Below are 21,623 nucleotides of genomic sequence, written 5' to 3'. Positions count from 1 at the left end.
GCAGATCTCAGCTATTTCGACCTAGTCAGATAAAAACGGGAGGTTGCAACAGACGTGGTCCGCTTCAAGAAATAAGAAAGGATTTTCTAAAATAGCTTTTCCAATTTTTTTGAAAAGCTATTTTTGAAGAAGCTGATTCTAACCGCTTGTTGAACCACTTGTTCGGAAAAAGGAGCTGTGACAAGTCTTTTGTCACAGCTCCTTTAATTTTTTTGAGGAGGAAACGATGAAACAAAAAAGAGGACACCAGATAGTCGATCGATTGATGATCCTTTTGTTGTTGATTGGTGTAGGGATTTTTTCCTATCCATTCATTAGCGATGCACTGAATAATTATTTGGACCAACAGATCATTGCGCATTACCAAACAGAAGCAAATCAAGAAAATGCCGCCGCAATGGCGAAGTTGCAAGCGCAGATCGACAAAAATCAACAGCTAGCCAAAGAAGGCGGCTCCCCCGGACTGGATCCATTCTCTGAAGCAGAGAAAATCAGTAAAAAACCAGATAAATCGTATTTTGAAAGCCATACGATCGGTGTGTTAACGATTCCCAAAATCAATGTACGAGTCCCTATTTTTGACAAGACCAATTCAGCATTGTTGGAAAAAGGCAGCTCATTACTGGAAGGGACTTCTTTTCCTACAGGAGGCAAAAACACCCACGCCGTCATTTCGGGTCATCGTGGATTGCCGCAAGCAAAACTATTTACTGATTTGCCAGAATTGCAGGAAGGCGATGAGTTTTATTTAGAAGTCTACGGCGAAACACTCGTTTATCAAGTCGATCAAATCAAAACTGTTGTCCCCACCGATACACAAGACCTTCAGATTGAATCTGGTAAAGATCTTGTCACATTGTTGACCTGCACTCCCTACATGATCAATAGTCATCGATTATTGGTAAGAGGACACCGGATTCCTTATCATCCGAAAGTCACTGATGACATAAAGAAAGTCAAACAGCAACAACAGCAGTTTCTGTGGATCCACATTTTTACTGCCTGCGGCTTCCTCGTTTTTTGTATTTGGTGGTATAAGCGGCGAAAGAAAAAAACTGGGAACCCTCCAGTATCTAGCAGATAAAATGAGTTGGCTGATCAAAGAAACCCTGTTTTTAATAAAAAATTTTTTTGATTTACAGGGCATAAAGAAAGCTGATTTATTTGCTAGCCCGCACAATCTTTGTATCTCTTATGCTATCGAACCTCCCGTAAGATGTTAAGAGGATTGACAAAATATTCGCAAACGCTATAATGAGGGTGTATTAGTGGACAAGGACGTCTGCTAATCCTTTTGAAAACTAGCTATCAAAGAAGATACAATAAACGTATACTTATGAAGTGTCAGGGAAAGAGGTGTGAATCCTCTACAGACCTACCTACTGTATGGTGGATGAAACCAATAGAACCACAGAATGATTCTATTCTGGAAGGATTGGGAGTAAGAAGAAGCTAAGTCAGGATACCGGCTTGATAAGTCTATTCATTCTTTTGTAGGAAAAAGAAGGGGCTTCGACGATAACTGGCTTGATCTACTGTTAGTACTGTTAATGAACCACTTTTTCTATTAAAGGAAAAGTGGTTTTTTTGTTTTTTGATACAAAGTAAAAGGAGGGATAGACAAACCGTAGGAAAGAAGAATAATCGATTTATCCGTAAGGGTTGGAAGAAAAAATTCAAAAAAAGTTGAATGCGAGGAAAAAAAGATGAAAAAAATTCTAATGACGATCATGACCATCGGAGTAGTTGCTGGGATTGGATTAGCGGGTTGCGGCAAACAAGAAAACGAAGCTACGGCTTCAACTGAGAAAACAGAACAAAATTTGCCGACGAAAGACCGTAGTGGGAAAGAGATCTCATTGCCTAAAGAGGCAACTAAAATCGTTTCACTGGTTCCATCAGTAACAGAAGTTATTGATGATATAGGAAAAACGAATGAATTGGTTGCTGTTGACATGCAAAGCGGGTCACTGAATGAAGCGCTTCAGGCATTACCTCAAATGGATATGATGGCGATTGATGCAGAAAAATTGATTGCATTGAAACCGCAAATCGTCTATGTGAATGACATTAATTTAGCAAGTTCTGAAAGTGTCTGGCAGCAAGTAGAAGATGCCGGGATCACGATTGTCAATATACCGACAAGTACCAGTATTCAAGCTATCACTAGCGTAACGACAAGTACTCAGAAAAGAGCCGATAGTTGTCCTATTCGGACCTCCTCGATCAAAACAAAGTCACTATCACGAAAGATAGAATATGAAATACAGCACTTGAAGCATCTTCTTTATTTTCCTATGTTGAGAGATGACACGTTTCCTGCAGAACTATGGCTGTACTTTGAGAAACAACAAGCTTGGTTGGAGAATATCATTCAAGGAAAATTCTCGGTGATTGAACAAGCGATTGATCAAGAGCAAGTAGTGATAGAGAGCAGTCAGAGAAGACAATGGGATTATTCTTCAAAGGAAATCCAACTTCAATTGAACAAAATCCTATTCTTGTTCGAAGAAAAGCCTGATAGGCGCTATCAGTATTTCCAAGAATGGGCGGATGCGTTGATCCAAACAATGACTGTAGTAAAACTGAACTAGGAGATGAACACATTGGATTCAATCAATGAAATTGTTGAAGAAGTTATCAAACGAATTCAACTACAAAATCACACATTTGAAGTAGAAGCTTCTGGACGTCACGTCCATTTGTCTCGTCGAGAAATCGATCATTTATTTGGATCAGGGTATCAGTTAACGAAAGTAAAAGATTTGTCACAACCTGGTCAATATGTATGTAAAGAACGAATCACTGTTGCAGGACCAAAAGGACTGTTCCAAAATGTCGTGATTTTAGGTCCTGAACGTAAGGAAGCACAAGTCGAAGTGTCAATGACAGATACCCGAATTTTAGGTATTAACGCGCCTGTTAGAGAAAGTGGAAAGATTGAAGGAACACCAGGGGTGACATTGATGAATGGCGCAACGACTGTTTCATTAGATCGCGGATTGATCGTGGCAAAACGACACATCCATATGACACCAGAAGATGCCCTAGCAAACAATGTGACTAACGGACAAATCGTCCAAGTAAAAGTACTAGGCACGCGACCATTGATTTTTGATGATGTAGTGATACGTGTCAGTCCTCATTTCGCGACGTATATGCATATTGATTATGATGAAGCAAACGCTTGTGGTTTATCAAAAGGTGTTCATGGTTACATCATTAAGTAAGAGAAGGTTGGACAATGAAAGCTTCTGAAATAGAAGAACTGGTTCAACAAATTACTGATCGTATCTGTCAGCAACTCCCAAAGCCTACCCTTGCTCTTGCTTTTTCGCAAGAGAAAAAAGAGATTCCTGCCGAATTATATACCCAGTTTCCCACTGTTCAGTGGAGAACCGGTGAAGATCAAGAGTCGGCTGGAATGATTGTGAAACAACTAACGATTTCTCAAATGTCCAGTATTGCTTTACTGCAAGAAAACGATCTATTGACCCGAAGAATACTTTCATTTTTGTTACAAGGAAAACCGATTCTTGTTTTAGAAACTTTGCCAGCAATTCCGAAAGAAACACCGCTTAAATATCAAGTGAAAAAGACAATTCAAGAATATCGAGACAAATGTCAGCAGTTTGGTCTGACATTCTATCGCTCCCCGCAAGACTATGCTGATTTTTGGAAATCCTGTCAGAAAAAATCAGTGCCTAAGGCATTGCCTAAGCGGACCTTCATCACCGAAAAACAATTGAAAAAAATGCTAGAATACCGCATTCCTCCAATAAAGAATGCGCAATTGACACCATTAGCACAAGATTATGCGCGCACTCAAAAGTTGCTTATAAAGGGGGAAAAAGCATGCTTTTAGGAAAAGTTACCGGCAGTTTGTGGTCTACAAGAAAAGACGAGAAATTAAACGGGTGGAAATTTATGATGGTAGACATTTTGAATCAAGAAGAACAAAAACAAGGCTTTATTATTGCAGCGGATAATGCTGGCGCAGGAATTGGCGATAAAGTATTGATCAGTCAAGGCAATGCTGCTCGAATTTCTGCTGAAAATCCAGAAGTACCTATTGACGCAATGATCGTTGGCGTCATTGATGCTGCAGAGGAAGAATAAGGAGGTTGAATCTATGAGCATTAATGAAATTATTATGTATATTATGGTTCTTTTTATGATCATTGGAGGCATTGATAAATGCATCGGGAATAAATTAGGACTTGGAAAACAATTTGAAGAAGGTATCATGGCGATGGGGTCTTTAGCGTTATCAATGGTGGGGATCATCACGTTAGCCCCGGTCTTGGCGAATCTTTTAAGTCCTATCGTTGTTCCCGTCTATGAATTGCTGGGTGCTGATCCGGCAATGTTCGCGACAACACTACTAGCAAATGATATGGGGGGATTTGCTCTGGCACAGCAATTAGCAAATGATCCTCAAGCAGGGTTATTTGCTGGAGCAATCCTTGGGGCTATGATGGGGCCAACAATTGTTTTCACCATTCCTGTTGCGTTGGGGATTATTCAAAAAGAAGATCAACAGTTTTTAGCCACAGGGGTGTTAAGTGGAATTATTACCATTCCTTTCGGGTTATTGGCCGGTGGTTTAACCGCAGGAATGCCAATGTCTATGATCCTTCCTAACTTGCTACCTATCATTATCGTTGCTGCATTGATCATCGTGGGATTATGGTTGGCACCAAACGGTATGATCAAAGGATTCCAGATTTTTGGTCAAGGTGTTGTCATCGTTGCGATTATCGGTTTGATTGTCGGAGCGATTCAGTTACTTGTGGGAATTACAGTCATTCCTGACATTGCACCTGTTACAGAAGGAATCGAAGTCGTAGGGAGCATCGCATTGACTTTAGCTGGGGCATTTTGTTTGGTTGCTGTGATTACGAAAGTGTTTAACAAACCATTAATGAAATTAGGGAAAGTTTTAGGGATGAATGAAGTGGCTGCTGCCGGTATGGTGGCAACATTAGCAAATAATATCCCAATGTTCCAAATGTTGAAAGATATGGATAACAGAGGAAAAATCATCAACATTGCTTTCGCTGTTTCTGCATCTTTTGTTTTAGGCGATCACCTAGGCTTTACGGCTGGGGTAGCAAAAGAAATGATTTTTCCTATGATCATCGGTAAATTAGTCGGTGGGATAACTGCTATTTTTGTAGCGATTTTTATGGCTAATCGTATGTTAGGGAAACCAGAAATAGAAACAAAATAATGAGGTGAAAATATGACAGAGTTTAATCGTAAAATGATCGAAACTTTGGTTCGTCAAATCGTAACTGAACAATTGATGCCAACAAAACAAGTGGATCCTAGCGGTGTTGCATCGATCAAGCTACCAGAGATCACTGTTTCTGAAGAAGATCGTCTGGATACGGGGAACCCCAATGATATTGTTTATACAAAGGATTTGTTCTCACTCGAAGAGAGTCCTCGTCTAGGTTGTGGATTGATGGTAATGAAAGAAACAACATTTGACTGGACGCTCGATTATGATGAAATCGACTATGTTATTTCTGGCAAATTAGATATTATTATTGATGGACGGAAAGTCTCTGCCAGTGCAGGTGAGCTCATTTTAATTCCTAAAAATAGCAAAATACAGTTTTCAGTCGCAGAAGAAGCCCGCTTTGTTTATGTCACTTTCCCGGCAGATTGGCAGAATCAATAAATTTGTTGAAAATAAGACACTATATATTTTCTTAAGTTGATACGCTACATCAGGTGTTCCTTTTATTTATAGGGATGCCTTTTTTTTAAAAGACCCTTTAGTTAATTAATATACGTTTGGAAGAAAAGATGTTTTTTACAAAGCATACGTGCCGATCTATAGGATAAAAACGAAGTTCTATGTAAGTAGACAGGACAAAACAAAAAACAATTGAATGAGCAACTCGTATCTATTGTTCGAAATAGTTGCAAAAATGGTTTATTTCAAATATCTTTAAGGAGCAACATGCATTAATCATAGAAGAGTATTAGGACAAAAGGCTTGGGGAAGACTTTTTGTAGACACCTAATACTCTTCGTTTTTGTATTTTATCATGATATCAGCTAGTTTGTATTAAATGGACGAAATTTCGTCCACCATGTTTTGATAGGATCCTCCCATGGTGAATTCTGGCGTGATCGTACAACTCAATGTTTGTTTTGTTCAGGCTGATACGTATCTTCGATCAGTGTGTGGTCAAGCTTTTCAGTCTAAATTCAATTGCTTCATCGTAATCATTTATGACAAGAGCAATATTTTGTTTCACGATTACTCTTCCTTTATAGCGATGCAAGTATCATTCTGAGCTAAAGCCAATTATTCGCCACAATAGCGGACTAAGGGAAATCTAAAAAATTATCACTAAATAAGCCAAATAATTTTATTTAACGAGGGATGTCAGCCTTAAAATAATAGCGAAATCACTAAAAATCGGCGGGATATAGTTAAAAACAAAATGGAGAAAAACTTGCCTGCTTTACGCTCGATCTCATATCTTCGATCATTTCTATCAGTTAAAACTCGGTTAGAAATCGAGCACAAAATAGTCCGTTAGTAATTTTAAGTAAAAAAGCAAATAGTAATAAGAAAAGGGTTCCCCTAATAAAAGATACGATCACTCCCTCACAATCTGATGAGTAAGAGCAAATGCTTGCTCTGAAAAGTTTGTTTTATCGCTATCTGTACTATTAACCTTTAGTGAATCATTTAACTTGAAAATATTTAAGGATGATCGTAAGATAGTTTTATCAAATATATAAGGAGTGTTATCTATGGCAAACTATGAAGAAAAAGAATCAAAAGCATTGTTAAAAATCGGAGAAGTTTTGGACAAGTTAGATTCTAATTTAGCAGAATTGGATTCTCTAGAAGCAGATGCTAAAAAACATAGTATGAAGAAGTGGATTGTTGAGAAAAAAGCGATTCATGAAATCAAGAAGATCGCACACGAAGCAGGTAAATACGAAACGTATGATGAGAAAGAATTACAAAAAGAGTTGGACGAAGTAGAAAAATATATGTAAGGAAGAGACGTTTTCTTTTCGTTTTTTTCTCTTATTTTAGTTAAAATAAATTTCCAGCACACTAAGGATAAATTTGCTTGATCAAAGGGAAGCCCGCTTGCTTGTTTTGTGAGTAAGGAGGCTTCTTTGCTTATACAAGCGACTAAAAGAATGCATCTGTCGCGATGCTGGTCGGCTTGACTGTTAACTGATAATCTCAGAGAAGGCAGGTTAAAAATAAAAAAGAAGCAAGATAAACCTCATAGAAACAAGGTTCATCTCACTTTGGAAAAACTACGAAAATCTTCTCGATTTTAGTCTATGGAGATGGCGGGAGTCGAACCCGCGTCCAAACATATTGCTACCTAAAAATCTACGCTCATAGTCAGCTCATTTAAGGATTCGCTTTACAGCTTGCCGAGTGACAGGCAGTCTGTATTGCTAGTCTGATGTTCTCTTTTTTAACTTGCAGACGGAAAGTTAAAACGTATCCCACTTAGAATAGGACCCTTACTCGAGCACATGGGCGATGCCGAGAGGATCTACGCTAACTGTTTTTAGGCAGCTAAAGCGTAAGAGTTTTCGTTTTTAGCAGTTATATTTAACTGTAACGTTTTAACGTAGACGTAACCTACGAAGCGCAATTCAGGCTCAACTATGCCTGTCGAATCCGTAACATCCCCCTGATAAAAGGGGTATCGCTACCAACCATTAGTATAACATAATTTGCGCTATATGCAAAGATTTAGATCAATTCAAAATGATTCAAGGCATGCACGATGCCGCCTTCAGTATTTTTAAGAGTAACAAAATCAGCAATCTCTTTTAGTTCTGGCAAGCCATTACCCATGGCAATTTTATAGTCGCAAGCTTCTAAAAGAGCGAAGTCATTGCTACCGTCACCAAAGCCAAATGTTGGCACATCTTTGAGATTTAGTAAGTTCACTAATGTCTTAATTCCCGTTCCTTTAGAGGTGCCGCTTTTCACGACATCAATTGAAAAAGGTGTATTGCGGTAGAAAGTCAATTCAGGGAACTGTTCTTTATAGACTGTTTCATTGGCGATACCTAATACGAGCATCATATTGATCCGGTCTTTTTCATAACGGAATGGATCGATTTCTGGAAGGGGGCTGCGGACATAATTGTAAGCCTCGATCATCTCATCATTGTGTCCAGTTGCCCAGTAACCATTCTCGTTATAATATGAAAGTTCGTCGCCATGATCTCTCACGGCTTCCAACATCCGTGCGCAGAGATTTTTATCTAATGTGTCTGAAAACACTTCTTTGCCATCGATACGAATGAATGCCCCATTCATGACAATATTTGAGGTGATCCCAGCAGCCTCGCGAATAGCAAGAACTTCTGTTTCCGTTCTGCCGGTTGCAATGATTGGTAAAACATCATTTTGGCGTAAGCGATGCATGGCCTCAGAAATTTCGGGGGTGATCTGGGAGTGTTCATCTAGTAGTGTGCCATCTAAATCAAAAAATGCTAAAGCTTTATAATTCATACAGTTTTCTCCTACTCTTATTGACAGTTACAAAATCAATCTTAACAAAGATTGCTAAAAACGCAAACCTTTATGAAGAAACCGTGAAGTTGTTGGTAGATAGGAGGTTTTCGAGTATACTAGAGAAAGAATGGAGTGGGAATATGATTTTTTTAGTGATTGGAGCGATTTTCTTTTTGATCGGTTTTGTTTTTTTGATTCTCCCTTCAAAGAAAATCAATTTTATCTACGGCTATCGTTCTTATTTAGCAAAACAGAATGAACGAAATTGGCAGTATGCACAAAAGATCTGTACGCGGTACTTTCTGCTGTTTGGGGGAGTCATGACATTGATAGGAATCCTACTGAAGTGGCAGGGATGGACCAATTTCTTTCTCTTAGAAATGATTGCAATTCCTTGGTTTATTGTACCGATTTTTGGTTTGATCGAAGAAAAGCTGCAACAATTTGATGAACAACATAGGGGTGAAGACAATGAATATTCTAATGATTGAAGACAATGAATCTGTTTCAGAAATGATGCAAATGTTTTTTTTGAATGAAGGTTGGGATGCGGCTTTCAAATATGATGGCAAAGAGGGACTGGAAGCTTTTGCCGAAACTCCAGAAAAATGGGATATGATCACGCTGGATTTAAATTTGCCTACCATGGATGGAATGATCGTTGCCAGAGAGATTCGCAAGATTTCTAATACAGTGCCCATTATTATGCTGACTGCCCGTGATTCAGAAAGTGATCAAGTGATTGGGCTGGAAATGGGCGCGGATGATTATGTGACGAAACCATTTAGTCCATTAACATTGATTGCTCGTATCAAAGCCCTGCATCGACGGAGTGAAATTGCTGAGAAGGCAAGTTCTGAGACTTCAGACACGACATTTGATATCGTTACCGATCACTTTAAAATGAATACCAAGACTCGGGAGGCTTATTTGAACGGCAAATTGATCGATGGTCTGACGCCCAAAGAATTTGATTTGCTTTATACATTAGCGAAAAAACCGCGACAAGTCTTTTCCCGGGAACAATTACTAGAGTTGGTTTGGGATTATCAATATTTTGGTGACGAGCGTACCGTCGATGCGCATATCAAAAAGTTGCGGCAAAAAATTGAAAAAGTGGGACCGCAAGTGATTCAGACTGTTTGGGGAGTTGGCTACAAATTTGATGATGCAGGTGCTGCCTAATGCGGTATCTTTATCAACAATTGATTGCGTTTTTTGCTGTGATTCTAGTCATTTTGATGACGATTGGAGTAGCGTTTACCCAAATGACCAGACAGACGTTGCAAGAGCGCAATTACGAGCAATTGATGGGGTATGCCTCTTCCGTAGCAAAAATTTCCCAGATCAGTGACTCAGAATTTTTTCAGCAGAACATGACGCGAGATGAATATTTGCAGTATTCACTACATCTTGCTGAAAATATTCTGAGCAATCAAGATATTTCTTTTGCTTTTTTTAAAAGTCCGAAAGAACAAATCTATCCATTAGATACGGCGGGACGAGCGGTCGACTTTAGCATTTCAGAATCAGATTGGCAGTCATTGCAAAATGGTGGTCGATTACAAATGACTTCGAATACCAATTTATTCGGCGAACGAGAGTTGACTTCCTATGTGTTGATTCCTTTTTCTGTTAATCGGACGGATTTTTATGGCGTGATGGTGGTTTCACAATCTGCCAGCAATATTTTGAATCTAGTCAGTGCTTTTAATCAGAACTTATTCAAAGTCTTCTTGATTTCGATCATTGTTTCGCTATTGATCAGTTATCTATTCGCGACTTTCCAAGTTCGACGGATCAATCGGATGAAGCGGGCAACCAAAGAAATTACGAATGGGAATTTTGACATCTCATTACCTGTTCATAATCGCGATGAATTTGATGAATTGGCAGAAGACTTTAACCAAATGTCCCAGTCATTGAAAGAGTCGCATGAAGAAATTGAGCGTCAGGAAGAACGACGACGGCAATTTATGGCTGATGCTTCCCATGAAATGCGTACGCCTTTAACCACTATCAATGGGTTGCTAGAAGGATTAGAATACCATGCAATTCCAGAGAATCAGCGAGACAATGCGATCCGCTTGATGAAAAATGAGACCAATCGTTTGATTCGTTTAGTGAATGAAAATCTGGATTATGAAAAAATCAGAACCAATCAGATTTCTATGGTCATTAAGAAGTTTGATGCGACCAAGACAATGACCAATCTGTTGACGCAATTGGAAAGCAAAGCAGAAGTCGCAAACGATCGTTTGATTCTGGAAACAGAGGAGTCGATCGACGTCTATGCCGACTATGACCGGTTTGTTCAAATTATGGTTAACATACTCCAAAATGCGATTCAATTCACACAAGATGGTGAGATCCGCGTGCGAATCGAAAAAGGCTATCTAGAAACGATCATTGAGATTTCTGATACAGGAATCGGTATGTCCGAAGAACAAGTCAAAAATATTTGGGATCGCTACTATAAAGTTGATCCTTCTCGAAAAAATCGACAATTTGGTGAATCGGGATTAGGGTTATCGATAGTGGAACAGTTGGTTCGCCTCCACAAAGGTAAAATCGAAGTCGATAGCGAATTGGGGCAAGGAACGACCTTCAAAGTGACTTTTCCCGATATCGAAATAGAAGAATAAGCTAGAAACATACAGTATGCTTTTATGCAGTGATAGACAAAAAGGAAACCATCGTCATCGATGGTTTCCTTTTTGTGTACCTATAAAATAGAAAAGTCTCATTGTTTTGTGATATAGGGGGTATGAGCCAAGCGTTCATCTTCATTCATTAAATAGATCGATAGCTGAAATTGTTTTGCTAGTTGACTGCATAAAGGCAGAAGGGCTTGGATGTCGGCGGTATGTAAATTTTTTGAAAGAGTCTCTAAAACTATGACCGGTTTTTCCAATAAAAGTGCCAGTAACAATTGTACTTTAACTTCTTCTAAAGAAGTGAGTTCATCTAAGGATCTTTTCAAAAAAGTCGGTTCTAAATGAACGGCAGTTAACAGCTCTTCCAAAGGTTTTTCTTTTTTATTGGCTAAGGAAAGATTATCTTTCAATGATAGAAAGGGGACATACTGCCATTTTGGCTCGATGGTAACCGCTTGGTTAGTTTGCAGAAAGTGTGCCAACGTCTCTTTCGCAGCAAGGTCATTGGCTGCAAGATAGAAAAGACCTGGGATGTTTAGTTGATTTTTTGGTTTTTCCATTGCTGATTCCTCCAATAAAAACAGTGGCTGGTGACGACGACTAACGTAATGATTGAGACTGAACCAACGAGTAGGACAAAGGTTTGGCGTAAACTTTTTAGAATCATTGACAACCATTCATTGCTGTTCAATTCAACATTCTGAATGAATGCTTGGCTTGTTTGTGGAATCGTAATGCCGAAATCCGCTGTTGTTTGGCTATTGACCGACTGCCAAATCTGCAAGGAGGCATCTTCTCTGTCGAAAGTTGTGATATGACTGGTAATCATTTCTCGTTGAAAGAAAGGCTGAAATAGAATCAGCAATGCAAAGACGAGGACGATGATTGCAAGCAGTGGCAGGAGGACTTCCAAGAGCTGCATTCCTACCCATTGCCGCGAGGAAGCTCCGCTCATCAGCCATGCCTGAAATTCCTTTCTTTTCATTCGTTGGTAAAAAATAATGAAACCTGTGAAAACCAATAGGAAACTGATGAAGATCAACAGAAAAAGATTCTGATAAATAGATGCAATCGTTTGGATCTCTTGTGCGATTTTTGCCGGCATTTCTTCGCCAATCAAATAATCTTTGGCTTGTGTAAATAATTGGTTCAATGAGTGGAGCAGAGTATCACTAATGATTAAACCAATCACGGCAAAAAAGGTCAACAATCCATAGAGGATCAATGCTTTTTTATGATAATGAATGCTGGCTACAGCAAAACGAAAAGTTTTCATTCAATTCACCTCATTCTACTATCTAGTATAAAAGGGGAGTTTGAATAAAGTATGAAGTTCTTGTACAAAAAAAAGAAAGTCAGCGGAGACTTCTTGATTTTTTGTGCAAAAAAGTACCGCGAGCGATCAAACGCTAGCGGTACTTTTGATTGAAGCTTATTTATCGGTCTCTTTGACCATTTCTTCGTATTCTTTATAGGTCTTCGTATGATACAAATCGACGGTCGATTTCTCACCATTTTTTGAGAAGACACTCGTTGAATCGGCACCGAGTTCTTTTTCTTTGGCACTCAATTTTTGTAAGGAATTTTTGTAATCATAGTTATCTGGATCGACTTCTTTCAATCCGCTTTTCGCATAGAAGCGCAACAGATCTCCATTATTAATTTGATCAGAGACCGACAGTTGTTTATCAACTTTGGCTTTCCATTCATCCACTTGCTTTTGTAAGCTTGCAGAAGGACTTGGGATCGCCATGCCAGTACTGTTACTGTAAAGGACGCCTCCGTAATAAGTATACTCTGGTGTAACAAAGTCACCGTCTCTAAATGCAACGAGCTGTTCGTTTTGTTTCGAGAACAAATCTTGTCCTAATTGGATATATTTCGAAGTATCTACACCTAACAGATGAAGTAAGGTTGGTAAAGCATCCACTTGACCACCGTACGTATGATTGATTCCGCCCTTCGATTGTCCAGGAATATGGATCATGTAAGGGACACGCTGTAAGGCTGCATTATCAAAATTAGACCAGCTAGCGCTGTCTTTACCAAGCAATTCTGCTAAGTTTTTGTTTCGCGAATTTGAAATACCGTAGTGGTCACCGTATAAGACGATCACAGAATTATCATACAGACCAGATTCTTTCAAGTAGTTGAAGAATTCTTCAACTGCTCGATCCAAGTAGTTGGCAGTAGCAAAGTACCCGTTGATCGTTTCATCAGAAGTTGTTGCTAACGGGAAGCCACCTTCATCATTGGTAAATTCAGAGTATGGGTAGTGATTAGAGACAGCGATAAATTTGGCGTAAAATGGTTGTTGCAACCGTTCCAAGTATTGCGCTGATTGTTCAAAAAATGGTTTGTCATGCAACCCATATTGGAATGAGTTATCTTCGTTGACATCATAGTAAGAAGCATCAAAGAAGTAATCATAGCCAAAGCGTTTGTAAGTCTCGTTTCGGTTCCAGAAGGTACCAGTGTTTCCATGAAAAACAGCTGATGTGTAGCCTTGTGTTTGTCCTAAAATATCTGGTGCTGCTTCAAAGGTATTCTTCCCGCCAAGTTGCGTGAAGAGAGCCCCTTGATTCAAACCAAAGAGTGAATTCTCAAAAAGTGTTTCCGCGTCACTGGTTTTTCCAGCTTTGACTTGATGAAAGAAATTATCAAAGCTAAATGTGCTTTTACTATGATACAAACGATTAATGAATGGCATCACTTCATGTTCTACGCCATTCTCATCTTTTAATTTATAATCGATCAGAAATTGTTGTGTACTTTCTAAATGGACATAAATGACATTTTTTCCTTTAGCGATCCCGAACATGTCGTCATTAGGTTCTGCATAATGCTGCTTGACATAACTTTCGACTTCGTTCATATCATTGGGACTAGCTTCTGCTCGAACTTGAGAAGCTTGATACGTCTGCACGCCATCATAAACAGTAAATGCATTGATCCCTAAATATTTGACCAGGTAATCACGAGAAAAAGTTCTAGTCAATAATTCTGGACGATCTGCTTCGGCTAAGAACAAATTTCCTGAGAAGATCATTACTGCTAATGTTGAAATGGCAAAAGCCATCCGAGCTTTAACGGGACGCTGATCCATTTTGATTTTCTTCATAACGAGAGCGGCAATCAAAATGACGAAGTCCACGAAGTACAATAAATCGTAAGGTCTGAAAAGACGAATCGCACTTTCTCCCAGACCACTAGCAACTTTTCCGGCACCAAGCATCGTATTGATGGTAATGAAATCCGTGAACTCTCGATAATAACTGACATTTGAGAACAGTAGCAGTGTCATCAAGAAATAGATGGCGATCATGGTGATATAGGCTGCTTTTGTTCGTCTCACATACAGTGCGATCGAAAGTAAAAATAAAGTTGTTGCGATTGGATTGATAAATAAGATGAAGTATTGCACAGTGCTTTCAATCCCAAGGTGGAAGTCCACCAAATAAGCAAAGATATTTTTTAACCAAAATAATAGGGCCAATATGAAAAAAAAGCCCATTCTTGTATTCACAAAAGTGGATACTCTATTTTTTTTCAAGGGAATCTTCCTCTCTCTTTCCAGCTTAAACGAATAAGATTCGAATTTACATCATCCTATATTCTACTAGTCCATCGAAACAGTGTCAATCGAATTCCCTGTCGTGGTGCGGAATTAAGTATTTCTTTACTTTCAAGAATACAGACAAAGAAACAGGTTTTTGCTATACTTATCAATAGAATGAATGGAGCAGATAAACGATGAAAATGAATTTAAGCAAAAAAGGAATCAAAAAATTCCATAAAAAAAACCCATTGATCCAAGAAGATGATCTCCTGCAAGTCAAAGATACACAGGATTGGGTCTCTTTTGTCGATTCGCAAGGGAAAATTGTCGGAACCGGCTATTTAGGGAAACAGAATAAAGGCATCGGCTGGGTATTGGCTTTTGAAGATCGTCCGATCAACAAGGACTTTTTTGAAGCAGCTTTTGCAAAAGCCAAAGCCAAAAGAAGTGCTTACTATGCCAGCGAAGAAACAGATGCTTTTCGTATCGTTAATGGAGAAGGTGACCACTTAGGTGGATTAACGATTGATCTCTATCGAGAATTTGCCGTATTTTCTTGGTATAACGAAACATTGTACCAAAATAAATCTCTATTGATCCAAGCGTTCCAACAAGTTTTTCCAGAAGTCAAAGGAGCGGTTGAAAAAATCCGCTTTGACTCTGATCTGCCAGAATCAGCAGCCGTCTATGGAGAGGAGGCGCCCGAACCGCTGATTGTGAAAGAAAATGGCGTTCACTATGCTACCTATCTTAATGAGGGACTGATGACCGGGATTTTCCTTGATCAAAAGGAAGTACGCGGACAACTCGCCGAAGGGCTGTCAGCAGGCATGACAGTGCTCAATATGTTTAGTTATACCGGTGCTTTTTCTGTTGCAGCTGCGATGGGCGGTGCGACAAAGACAACGAGTGTTGATCTTGCCAAGCGCAGTTTGGAGAAGACCAAAGAGCAGTTTGCAATCAATGGCTTTGATCCAGAAAAACAGAAGATTCATGTGATGGATGTTTTTGGCTATTTTAAGTATGCTAAGAAAAAAGAGCTGACCTTTGATATGATCATTTTAGATCCGCCTAGTTTTGCCCGCAACAAGAAAAAAGTCTTTTCTGTCGCAAAAAATTATGGTGAACTGGTTACGGATAGTTTGGCGATTATGAACGAGGAAGGCTTGTTGATTGCTTCCACGAATGCTGCCAACCTTTCCCAAAAGAAGTTTCAACAAATGATCGAAGAAGCAATGGATCAGGCACAAGTCACATATCAATGTATACAAGAATATCGACTACCAAGTGATTTTGCAGTTGATCCTAACTTTTTAGAAGGGAATTACTTAAAAGTATTCTTTTACCAAATCAAAAAGGAGTGAGACGGATGGTTCAAGTAAAGTCAATCGAGTTGGATGGCAAGCACCCGCGCATTTGTGTGCCGCTGACCGGAACAACTAATGAGGAGATTATCAAGCAAGCCCTAGCCGCAGAAACTTCGGATGCAGAGATCATTGAGTGGCGGGCTGATTATTATAAAAAAGTCGATAGTTTATCCGACGTTCTGGATGTACTTTCTCATGTTCGGACCACTTTAAAATCAAAAGTTTTTCTGTTTACGTTTCGAACCATCGAAGAAGGGGGACAAATCTCTTTCACTTTGACACAATATAAACATTTATGTCTAGGCGTTGCAGAATCTGGATTGATCGATATGATTGATATAGAACTGGAAAAAGCTGAGTTTTTAGGCAGAAACTTTATTCAGAAAATCAAAGAACATCAAGTGAAATTGGTGTTAAGTAGTCACGATTTCGACAAAACACCAGAAGATGCTGTGTTGATCTTAAAAATCGGGATTATGAATCAATTTGGCGCTGATATCGGAAAACTAGCAATGATGCCTCACAATGTGCAGGACGTTTTGCGTTTGATGGGCATTATCAATAAAGCGCGGGGATTCAATCAATTACCTTTAGCAGTCATGTCAATGGGAAATCTAGGCAAAATCAGCCGCGTCAGTGGTAGTCTGATCGATTCAGTCATGACTTTTGCTGCGCTGGATCAAGCTTCTGCCCCTGGTCAGATTCCAGTGGAGCGGATGAAAGATTATTTAGCTGAGTTTTCAATCGAAACAATGAAAAATTAAACAATCGGGAACATAAACAGAAAAAAATGGGACAGACTAGTCCTATAGTTTCGAGCAGTCTTAAATGAGACTCTTAAAATTGAAGTTGTAAAGAAAGAACCAGAAGTTTGGATAAATGAGGAATGCGTCATGGCAAAAGTAAAAAAAACAAATGCGATTCGGATGGTAGAACAAAAGAAACTCTCCTATCAGGAATATACGTACGAATGGTCAGAAGATCATTTGGATGCAGGGTCTGTTGCTCAGCAAATCGCTCATCCAGAAGCCATCTATAAAACGCTGGTAGCAGTTGGCAATAAAACGGGTCCCATCGTCGCAGTCATCCCTGGAGATCACGAATTAGATTTGAAGAAAATTGCTAAAGCCAGCGGCAACAAAAAAGTAGAAATGTTGCACTTAAGAGACCTAGAAGAGACCACAGGGTATATTCGCGGTGGATGTTCACCGATCGGCATGAAGAAACTCTTTCCAACCTATATTGATGAAAGTGCGCGACATTTGGAAGAAATCATCATCTCAGCAGGAAAGCGTGGTTTACAAATAGGACTGTCTCCAACAGATTTGAGCAAATTAGTCCGCGGACAGTTTGTCTCGCTGACTGCTATTTCTGAAGTTGGCTAAACAGGAACAGACAAAACAACAGAGCCGCTGCATTGAAGTAGGATACTTCAATGCAGCGGCTCTGTTGTTTGTTCTATGGACAATTATTCCATAACGGAAATATCAAAGACTTCAATATTATCTAATCCACCATAAAATTCATACCATGGGGTAGCATATTCTTTTAGAATAGCATTCAGCTCTTCGACATTTTCCCGGCCTTGCGTATCTAACCAATCAAGCAGTGCTTTTTCCCCTTGTTTTCCATAGATTTCCACGCTGTCTCGCCAAGTTGCACGTCCGCCAAGAATACCAGAGAACTTTGCCCCGTGTTCGCCGGCAAAGCGTAATTCTTCTCGGAAGATGTTTGCAGGAACCCCTGCACTTAAGTAAATGAAAGGACGAGTAGCGGCATCGCTAGCTTCTCTAAAGTAGTTGGCAGCTTCTTCTTGGGTATACACAGCTTCTAAGCCTTCTTTTTGAAACCCTTCAACCAAATCAAATTGTACGGGTACTTCAACTTTTAAAATATCGATATGGTATTTGTCTTTGGTCAATTCTTGAATCGTTCGAATGACTTTTCCAGGTTTGATTTTAGCGAAAGCCGGTGATTTATCATCGGTGATTTCATCGTCGTAGACGATTGGTTCGACAAAAATTGGGATATCGGCTGCTTGTGCTTCCGTACCTAAACGTTCTAGAAAAGCATGTTTCGTATCAAGAATCTCTTGCGGTTCATCAGGATTGTAATAAACCAGCACTTTAGCTGCGTCAGCTCCTTTTTGGACTAGACGTTGCAGAGATTCATTTGGCAACAGCTCCGGCAATCGTCCTGGAGTATTGACATCATAACCGGTTTTTTCATAAGACAGAATCAAACCAGCATTAGGATTTTTCGCTTCGATGCCTTGAAATCCATATTCTTCATCCAATAAAATGCTGCTGACATACTTTGTCAATTCTTGTGAAACCAACCGTTTGAAGTCATAAATTTGTTCCATTTTGAAATTATCGGGCCCTGTGGCAGCTTTCATCATTTTTTTCATTGATCCTCGCTGATCAATGGCCAATGCCGCAATCACCCCATCTTCATTTGAAAGTTTCTGCATTTTTTCAAATTTGCCTCTTGAAATACGTTTCATTTGTCCAGCCTCCTTTAAGTTCTCTTTCAGTCTACGCCTTCTCACAAAAATCGCCAACTAATAAGCAATTTCTAGAAATGCAAACAAAAAAACGAAGCTTTGTCACTACCCCGCAAGCAATGGGATGTGACAGCAACTTTACTCAGATGCAAGTCTGCGAAAGATTCGAAATTCCTTGTATTTCATTGTGTCAGATCGTTAAGAGAATAAAGACTATCCTTGTGAATAGTGGAAATAGCTCGCCATTTCTGCCGCATGCTTGCCAGCGACATGACCAGTACAAAAGGCAGCAGTGATATTGAATCCACCGGTATAACCGTTGATATCGAGTAATTCGCCGCCGAAATAAAGGCCATTGATGCACTTACTTTCCATTGTCTTGGGATTCACTTCTTTTAAATGAATCCCTCCACCCGTCACAAAAGATTTTTCCAGCGGAAATGTTTTAGAAATTGTGACAGAAAAGCCTTTCATGATAGCTGCTAAAGCCTGTAGCTGGTCTTCAGTTGTTTGCTCAGCCACCAGATCAGAAAGTGCCAGTCGATGGATAAAGAACTCTAGCAGACGTTCCGGCAAGATGCCGCTCAGTGCATTGACTAATTTTTTCTTCGAATGGGCTGCCACTGTTAGCTCATTCACCAATTCATTCGCTGTTTTTTCTGGAAAACAATCCAGCATCACTGTGACAGGTGTATGACTCTTCAATTCTTGATTGACAAAAGAAGAGCAGCGCAGTGCAGCTGGACCCGAAAGCCCGAAATGCGTGAACAAGAGATCCATGGTATGAGAGACAACGGTTTTTCCTGTAGAATCTAAAACAGATAAAGCAATATCTTGTAAAGAGATGCCTTGCAGTGTGCGTGCTTTGATAAATGGCTCCTCTGATATGAGGGGAGACTCGGTAGGATAAAGCGGTGTGATGGTATGCCCTACTTTTTTGGCCATTTTGTAGCCGTCTCCAGTTGCTCCAGTCGAAGGGTAAGTTCGACCACCAGTCGTCAGGATCACACAGGGCGCAGTAAATTCTTCGAATTCTGTTCGAACGCCTTGGATCTGAGTCTCATCATGAAGTAATTTAGTGACGACTGTATTGGTCAATAGAGTGACTTGTTTCTCATGGAGCGCCTGTAATAAGCCTTCAACGATCGTTTTCGATTTGTCTGTGACAGGAAACATCCGTCCGTGATCTTCTTCTTTCAGAGGGACACCATGGGATTCAAAAAAGGTCATCACATCGAAATTATTGAATTGCGAGAATGTACTATATAAAAATTTTCCGTTGCCGGGAATATGGGCGATCAAATCATCGACAGAGCGATGATTGGTCACGTTACAACGACCGCCACCGGTCATAAGCAATTTTTTGCCAACTTTTTTATTTTTTTCTATAAGTAATACGTCTGCACCGTTTTCGGCTGCTGAAATAGCGGCCATCATGCCACTGGTACCAGCACCAATCACGATCACATCATAGGATTTCTTCATCTTCCTTCACCTCTTTGTGGATTGTACCATATTGCAGGAACAAGCGGGGAGAAAGCTGTTTGTTCAATGAATCGAAAAAAAATTCTGACAATTTCGTAAAAAATAGATGCAATTTCTGAAATTTTCTATAAAATAGAATTTAACTAAAGGAGGTAGTGCCTGATGACAAATGCTTCAGAGTATGTAAAAGCGATCCAAGAGAAACTGCACGAAAAAGATCAGAACCAAACGGAATTTTTACAAGCGATAGATGAATTTTTACCAACAATCATTCCTTTCTTAGAAAAACATCCAGAATACATTGAATCGAATTTGGTTGATTTATTAACAGAACCAGAGCGATTTATTCAATTTCGTGTGCCATGGCAAGATGACCAAGGCAATTGGCAAGTCAACCGCGGTTATCGGATCCAATTTAATTCTGCATTAGGGCCTTACAAAGGCGGCCTGCGTTTTCATCCCAGCGTCAACTTAAGTATCTTGAAATTTTTGGCTTTTGAGCAGATTTTCAAGAACAGTTTGACTGGATTACCGATTGGTGGCGGCAAAGGCGGAAGTGACTTTGATCCAAAAGGGAAATCAGATGGAGAAGTCATGCGTTTTTGTCAAAGTTTCATGACGGAATTAGCAAAACATATCGGCCCTGACTTAGATGTGCCTGCGGGGGACATTGGTGTTGGTGGCCGTGAAATTGGCTATCTCTTTGGGGCTTACAAACGTCTGAAACAATATGATGCTGGTGTCCTTACAGGAAAACCATTGGACTTTTGGGGAAGTAAAAATCGGACGGAAGCTACCGGTTACGGGGCAGTCTATTTTGTTAAGCATCTGTTGAAAGATTTAAAGGAAAACTTCCAAGGGAAACAGGCAATTGTATCTGGAAGCGGCAATGTAGCCATTTATGCGATTGAAAAATTGCATGAGTTGGGCGCAAAAGCCATCACTTGCTCTGATTCTTCTGGCTTCATTTATGACAAAGAAGGTATCGATCTGGCATTATTGAAAGAAATCAAAGAAGTGAAACGGGAACGTTTGACAGCATATGCCAACGCACGCCCCTCAGCAGAGTACCATGAAGGCGCTTCTGTCTGGGACTTCGATGTTCAAGCGGAATTAGCCTTCCCTTGTGCGACTCAAAATGAAATCAATCTAGAACAAGCCAAACGGGCAAAAGCGAATGGTGTCCGGATTGTTTCTGAAGGTGCCAATATGCCAAGCTCTCTTGAAGCGGCAGAATATTTTATTGCGCAAGGAATCTACTATTGTCCTGGGAAAGCGGCTAATGCGGGTGGCGTAGCGGTTTCTGCTTTAGAAATGAGTCAAAACTCACAACGTTTGCAGTGGGAGCAGGCAGAAGTCGATCAAAAATTGGATGAGATCATGAAGAATATTTATGATGCTTGCCGTGACACTGCAGAAGAATTTGATCAAAAAAATAATTTCATGCTAGGAGCAAATGTGGCTGGATTTGAAAAAGTTGCTAAAGCAATGTTTTCTCAAGGACTTGTCTAACTCTGCC

General features: G+C 39.8%; 21 protein-coding genes, 1 other RNA gene and 1 riboswitch. Of the genes, 15 read left to right on the top strand and 7 right to left on the bottom strand.

Translation table 11 applies throughout. The features are described from left to right. Positions 1-226 precede the first annotated feature (226 nt). From DVW06_RS12690 to DVW06_RS12655, 8 genes are all read left to right on the top strand, one after another. Entirely contained in the window at positions 227-1,084 is an 858-nt protein-coding gene (locus DVW06_RS12690) for a class C sortase (RefSeq protein ID WP_137264723.1), read from the top strand. 238 nt (positions 1,085-1,322) lie between these two features. Further along, a riboswitch (cobalamin riboswitch) is annotated at positions 1,323-1,488 on the top strand. Between the two features lie 218 nt (positions 1,489-1,706). Continuing rightward, positions 1,707-2,594: an ABC transporter substrate-binding protein gene (locus DVW06_RS12685; protein WP_029487123.1), complete on the top strand. Its 888-nt coding sequence runs from the start codon at positions 1,707-1,709 to the stop codon at positions 2,592-2,594. A 3-nt stretch (positions 2,595-2,597) separates the two neighbouring features. Then, positions 2,598-3,230 (top strand): ethanolamine utilization phosphate acetyltransferase EutD, encoded by a 633-nt coding sequence (gene eutD / locus DVW06_RS12680; RefSeq protein WP_025478888.1) that lies wholly within the window; start codon positions 2,598-2,600, stop codon positions 3,228-3,230. Positions 3,231-3,244: 14 nt separating this feature from the next. Then, positions 3,245-3,865 carry a hypothetical protein gene (locus DVW06_RS12675; protein ID WP_003127750.1) on the top strand — a complete coding sequence of 207 codons (621 nt, stop codon included), beginning with the start codon at positions 3,245-3,247 and terminating at the stop codon, positions 3,863-3,865. Continuing rightward, complete coding sequence (locus DVW06_RS12670) at positions 3,856-4,119, top strand: EutN/CcmL family microcompartment protein (RefSeq protein ID WP_002345851.1); 264 nt, start codon at positions 3,856-3,858, stop codon at positions 4,117-4,119. The genes DVW06_RS12675 and DVW06_RS12670 overlap by 10 nt, the downstream gene beginning before the upstream one ends. Before the next feature lie 13 nt (positions 4,120-4,132). Next, positions 4,133-5,233, top strand: coding sequence for an ethanolamine utilization protein EutH (gene eutH, locus DVW06_RS12665; RefSeq protein ID WP_021149532.1), 1,101 nt, complete (start codon positions 4,133-4,135; stop codon positions 5,231-5,233). A 12-nt stretch (positions 5,234-5,245) separates the two neighbouring features. Then, positions 5,246-5,689 carry a cupin domain-containing protein gene (locus tag DVW06_RS12660; protein ID WP_003127755.1) on the top strand — a complete coding sequence of 148 codons (444 nt, stop codon included), beginning with the start codon at positions 5,246-5,248 and terminating at the stop codon, positions 5,687-5,689. A gap of 1,091 nt (positions 5,690-6,780) precedes the next feature. Further along, a complete protein-coding gene (locus DVW06_RS12655) occupies positions 6,781-7,032 on the top strand; it encodes a hypothetical protein (protein ID WP_005471992.1) in 252 nt (83 codons plus the stop codon). A 298-nt stretch (positions 7,033-7,330) separates the two neighbouring features. Here DVW06_RS12655 and ssrA read toward each other — a convergent pair. Further along, positions 7,331-7,694, bottom strand: a transfer-messenger RNA (tmRNA) gene (gene ssrA / locus DVW06_RS12650). A gap of 62 nt (positions 7,695-7,756) precedes the next feature. Further along, positions 7,757-8,527, bottom strand: coding sequence for a Cof-type HAD-IIB family hydrolase (locus DVW06_RS12645; protein WP_003127820.1), 771 nt, complete (start codon positions 8,525-8,527; stop codon positions 7,757-7,759). Positions 8,528-8,670: 143 nt separating this feature from the next. Between DVW06_RS12645 and DVW06_RS12640 the strand changes: the two genes are divergently transcribed. Genes DVW06_RS12640 through DVW06_RS12630 form a run of 3 tightly spaced genes read left to right on the top strand, consistent with a single transcriptional unit; the run spans position 8,671 to position 11,175 of the window. Beyond that, the gene (locus DVW06_RS12640) at positions 8,671-9,021 is read left to right on the top strand and encodes an SdpI family protein (RefSeq protein WP_003127822.1); all 351 of its coding nucleotides are present in this window, start codon (positions 8,671-8,673) and stop codon (positions 9,019-9,021) included. Continuing rightward, entirely contained in the window at positions 9,002-9,715 is a 714-nt protein-coding gene (locus DVW06_RS12635; protein ID WP_137264722.1) for a response regulator transcription factor, read from the top strand. Before DVW06_RS12640 ends, DVW06_RS12635 begins: the two co-directional genes overlap by 20 nt. After that, positions 9,715-11,175 carry a sensor histidine kinase gene (locus tag DVW06_RS12630; protein WP_060815285.1) on the top strand — a complete coding sequence of 487 codons (1,461 nt, stop codon included), beginning with the start codon at positions 9,715-9,717 and terminating at the stop codon, positions 11,173-11,175. Before DVW06_RS12635 ends, DVW06_RS12630 begins: the two co-directional genes overlap by 1 nt. 98 nt (positions 11,176-11,273) lie before the next feature. Here the strand turns inward: DVW06_RS12630 and DVW06_RS12625 are convergent, their stop codons facing one another. The 3 genes from DVW06_RS12625 to DVW06_RS12615 form a co-directional block, all read right to left on the bottom strand. Beyond that, complete coding sequence (locus DVW06_RS12625; protein ID WP_021149538.1) at positions 11,274-11,747, bottom strand: hypothetical protein; 474 nt, start codon at positions 11,745-11,747, stop codon at positions 11,274-11,276. Continuing rightward, positions 11,723-12,463 (bottom strand): hypothetical protein, encoded by a 741-nt coding sequence (locus DVW06_RS12620; protein WP_123866918.1) that lies wholly within the window; start codon positions 12,461-12,463, stop codon positions 11,723-11,725. Before DVW06_RS12620 ends, DVW06_RS12625 begins: the two co-directional genes overlap by 25 nt. Before the next feature lie 156 nt (positions 12,464-12,619). Continuing rightward, positions 12,620-14,701 carry an LTA synthase family protein gene (locus DVW06_RS12615; protein ID WP_096710962.1) on the bottom strand — a complete coding sequence of 694 codons (2,082 nt, stop codon included), beginning with the start codon at positions 14,699-14,701 and terminating at the stop codon, positions 12,620-12,622. Between the two features lie 239 nt (positions 14,702-14,940). Here DVW06_RS12615 and DVW06_RS12610 point away from each other — a divergent pair, with 239 nt between their 5' ends. From DVW06_RS12610 to ybaK, 3 genes are all read left to right on the top strand, one after another. Further along, entirely contained in the window at positions 14,941-16,110 is a 1,170-nt protein-coding gene (locus tag DVW06_RS12610) for a class I SAM-dependent rRNA methyltransferase (protein WP_081131283.1), read from the top strand. 5 nt (positions 16,111-16,115) lie between these two features. Then, complete coding sequence (gene aroD / locus DVW06_RS12605) at positions 16,116-16,877, top strand: type I 3-dehydroquinate dehydratase (RefSeq protein ID WP_003127834.1); 762 nt, start codon at positions 16,116-16,118, stop codon at positions 16,875-16,877. Between the two features lie 129 nt (positions 16,878-17,006). Then, positions 17,007-17,498, top strand: a complete 492-nt coding sequence (gene ybaK / locus DVW06_RS12600) for a Cys-tRNA(Pro) deacylase (RefSeq protein WP_003127835.1) — start codon at positions 17,007-17,009, stop codon at positions 17,496-17,498. An 83-nt stretch (positions 17,499-17,581) separates the two neighbouring features. Here the strand turns inward: ybaK and DVW06_RS12595 are convergent, their stop codons facing one another. Continuing rightward, a complete protein-coding gene (locus DVW06_RS12595) occupies positions 17,582-18,619 on the bottom strand; it encodes a tagatose 1,6-diphosphate aldolase (protein ID WP_003127836.1) in 1,038 nt (345 codons plus the stop codon). 213 nt (positions 18,620-18,832) lie between these two features. After that, positions 18,833-20,104 carry an NAD(P)/FAD-dependent oxidoreductase gene (locus DVW06_RS12590; RefSeq protein ID WP_003127837.1) on the bottom strand — a complete coding sequence of 424 codons (1,272 nt, stop codon included), beginning with the start codon at positions 20,102-20,104 and terminating at the stop codon, positions 18,833-18,835. Between the two features lie 162 nt (positions 20,105-20,266). Between DVW06_RS12590 and gdhA the strand changes: the two genes are divergently transcribed. Beyond that, positions 20,267-21,616, top strand: coding sequence for an NADP-specific glutamate dehydrogenase (gene gdhA / locus DVW06_RS12585; protein ID WP_005472006.1), 1,350 nt, complete (start codon positions 20,267-20,269; stop codon positions 21,614-21,616). Positions 21,617-21,623 lie beyond the last annotated feature (7 nt).

This window comes from Enterococcus sp. ARL09-542 (genome assembly GCF_005234805.1).
GTDB classification, from domain to species: Bacteria; Bacillota; Bacilli; order Lactobacillales; family Enterococcaceae; genus Enterococcus_D; species Enterococcus_D gallinarum.
The sequence above is the reverse complement of the archived record's forward strand: the minus strand, read 5'-3'. Positions and strand labels throughout refer to the sequence as shown.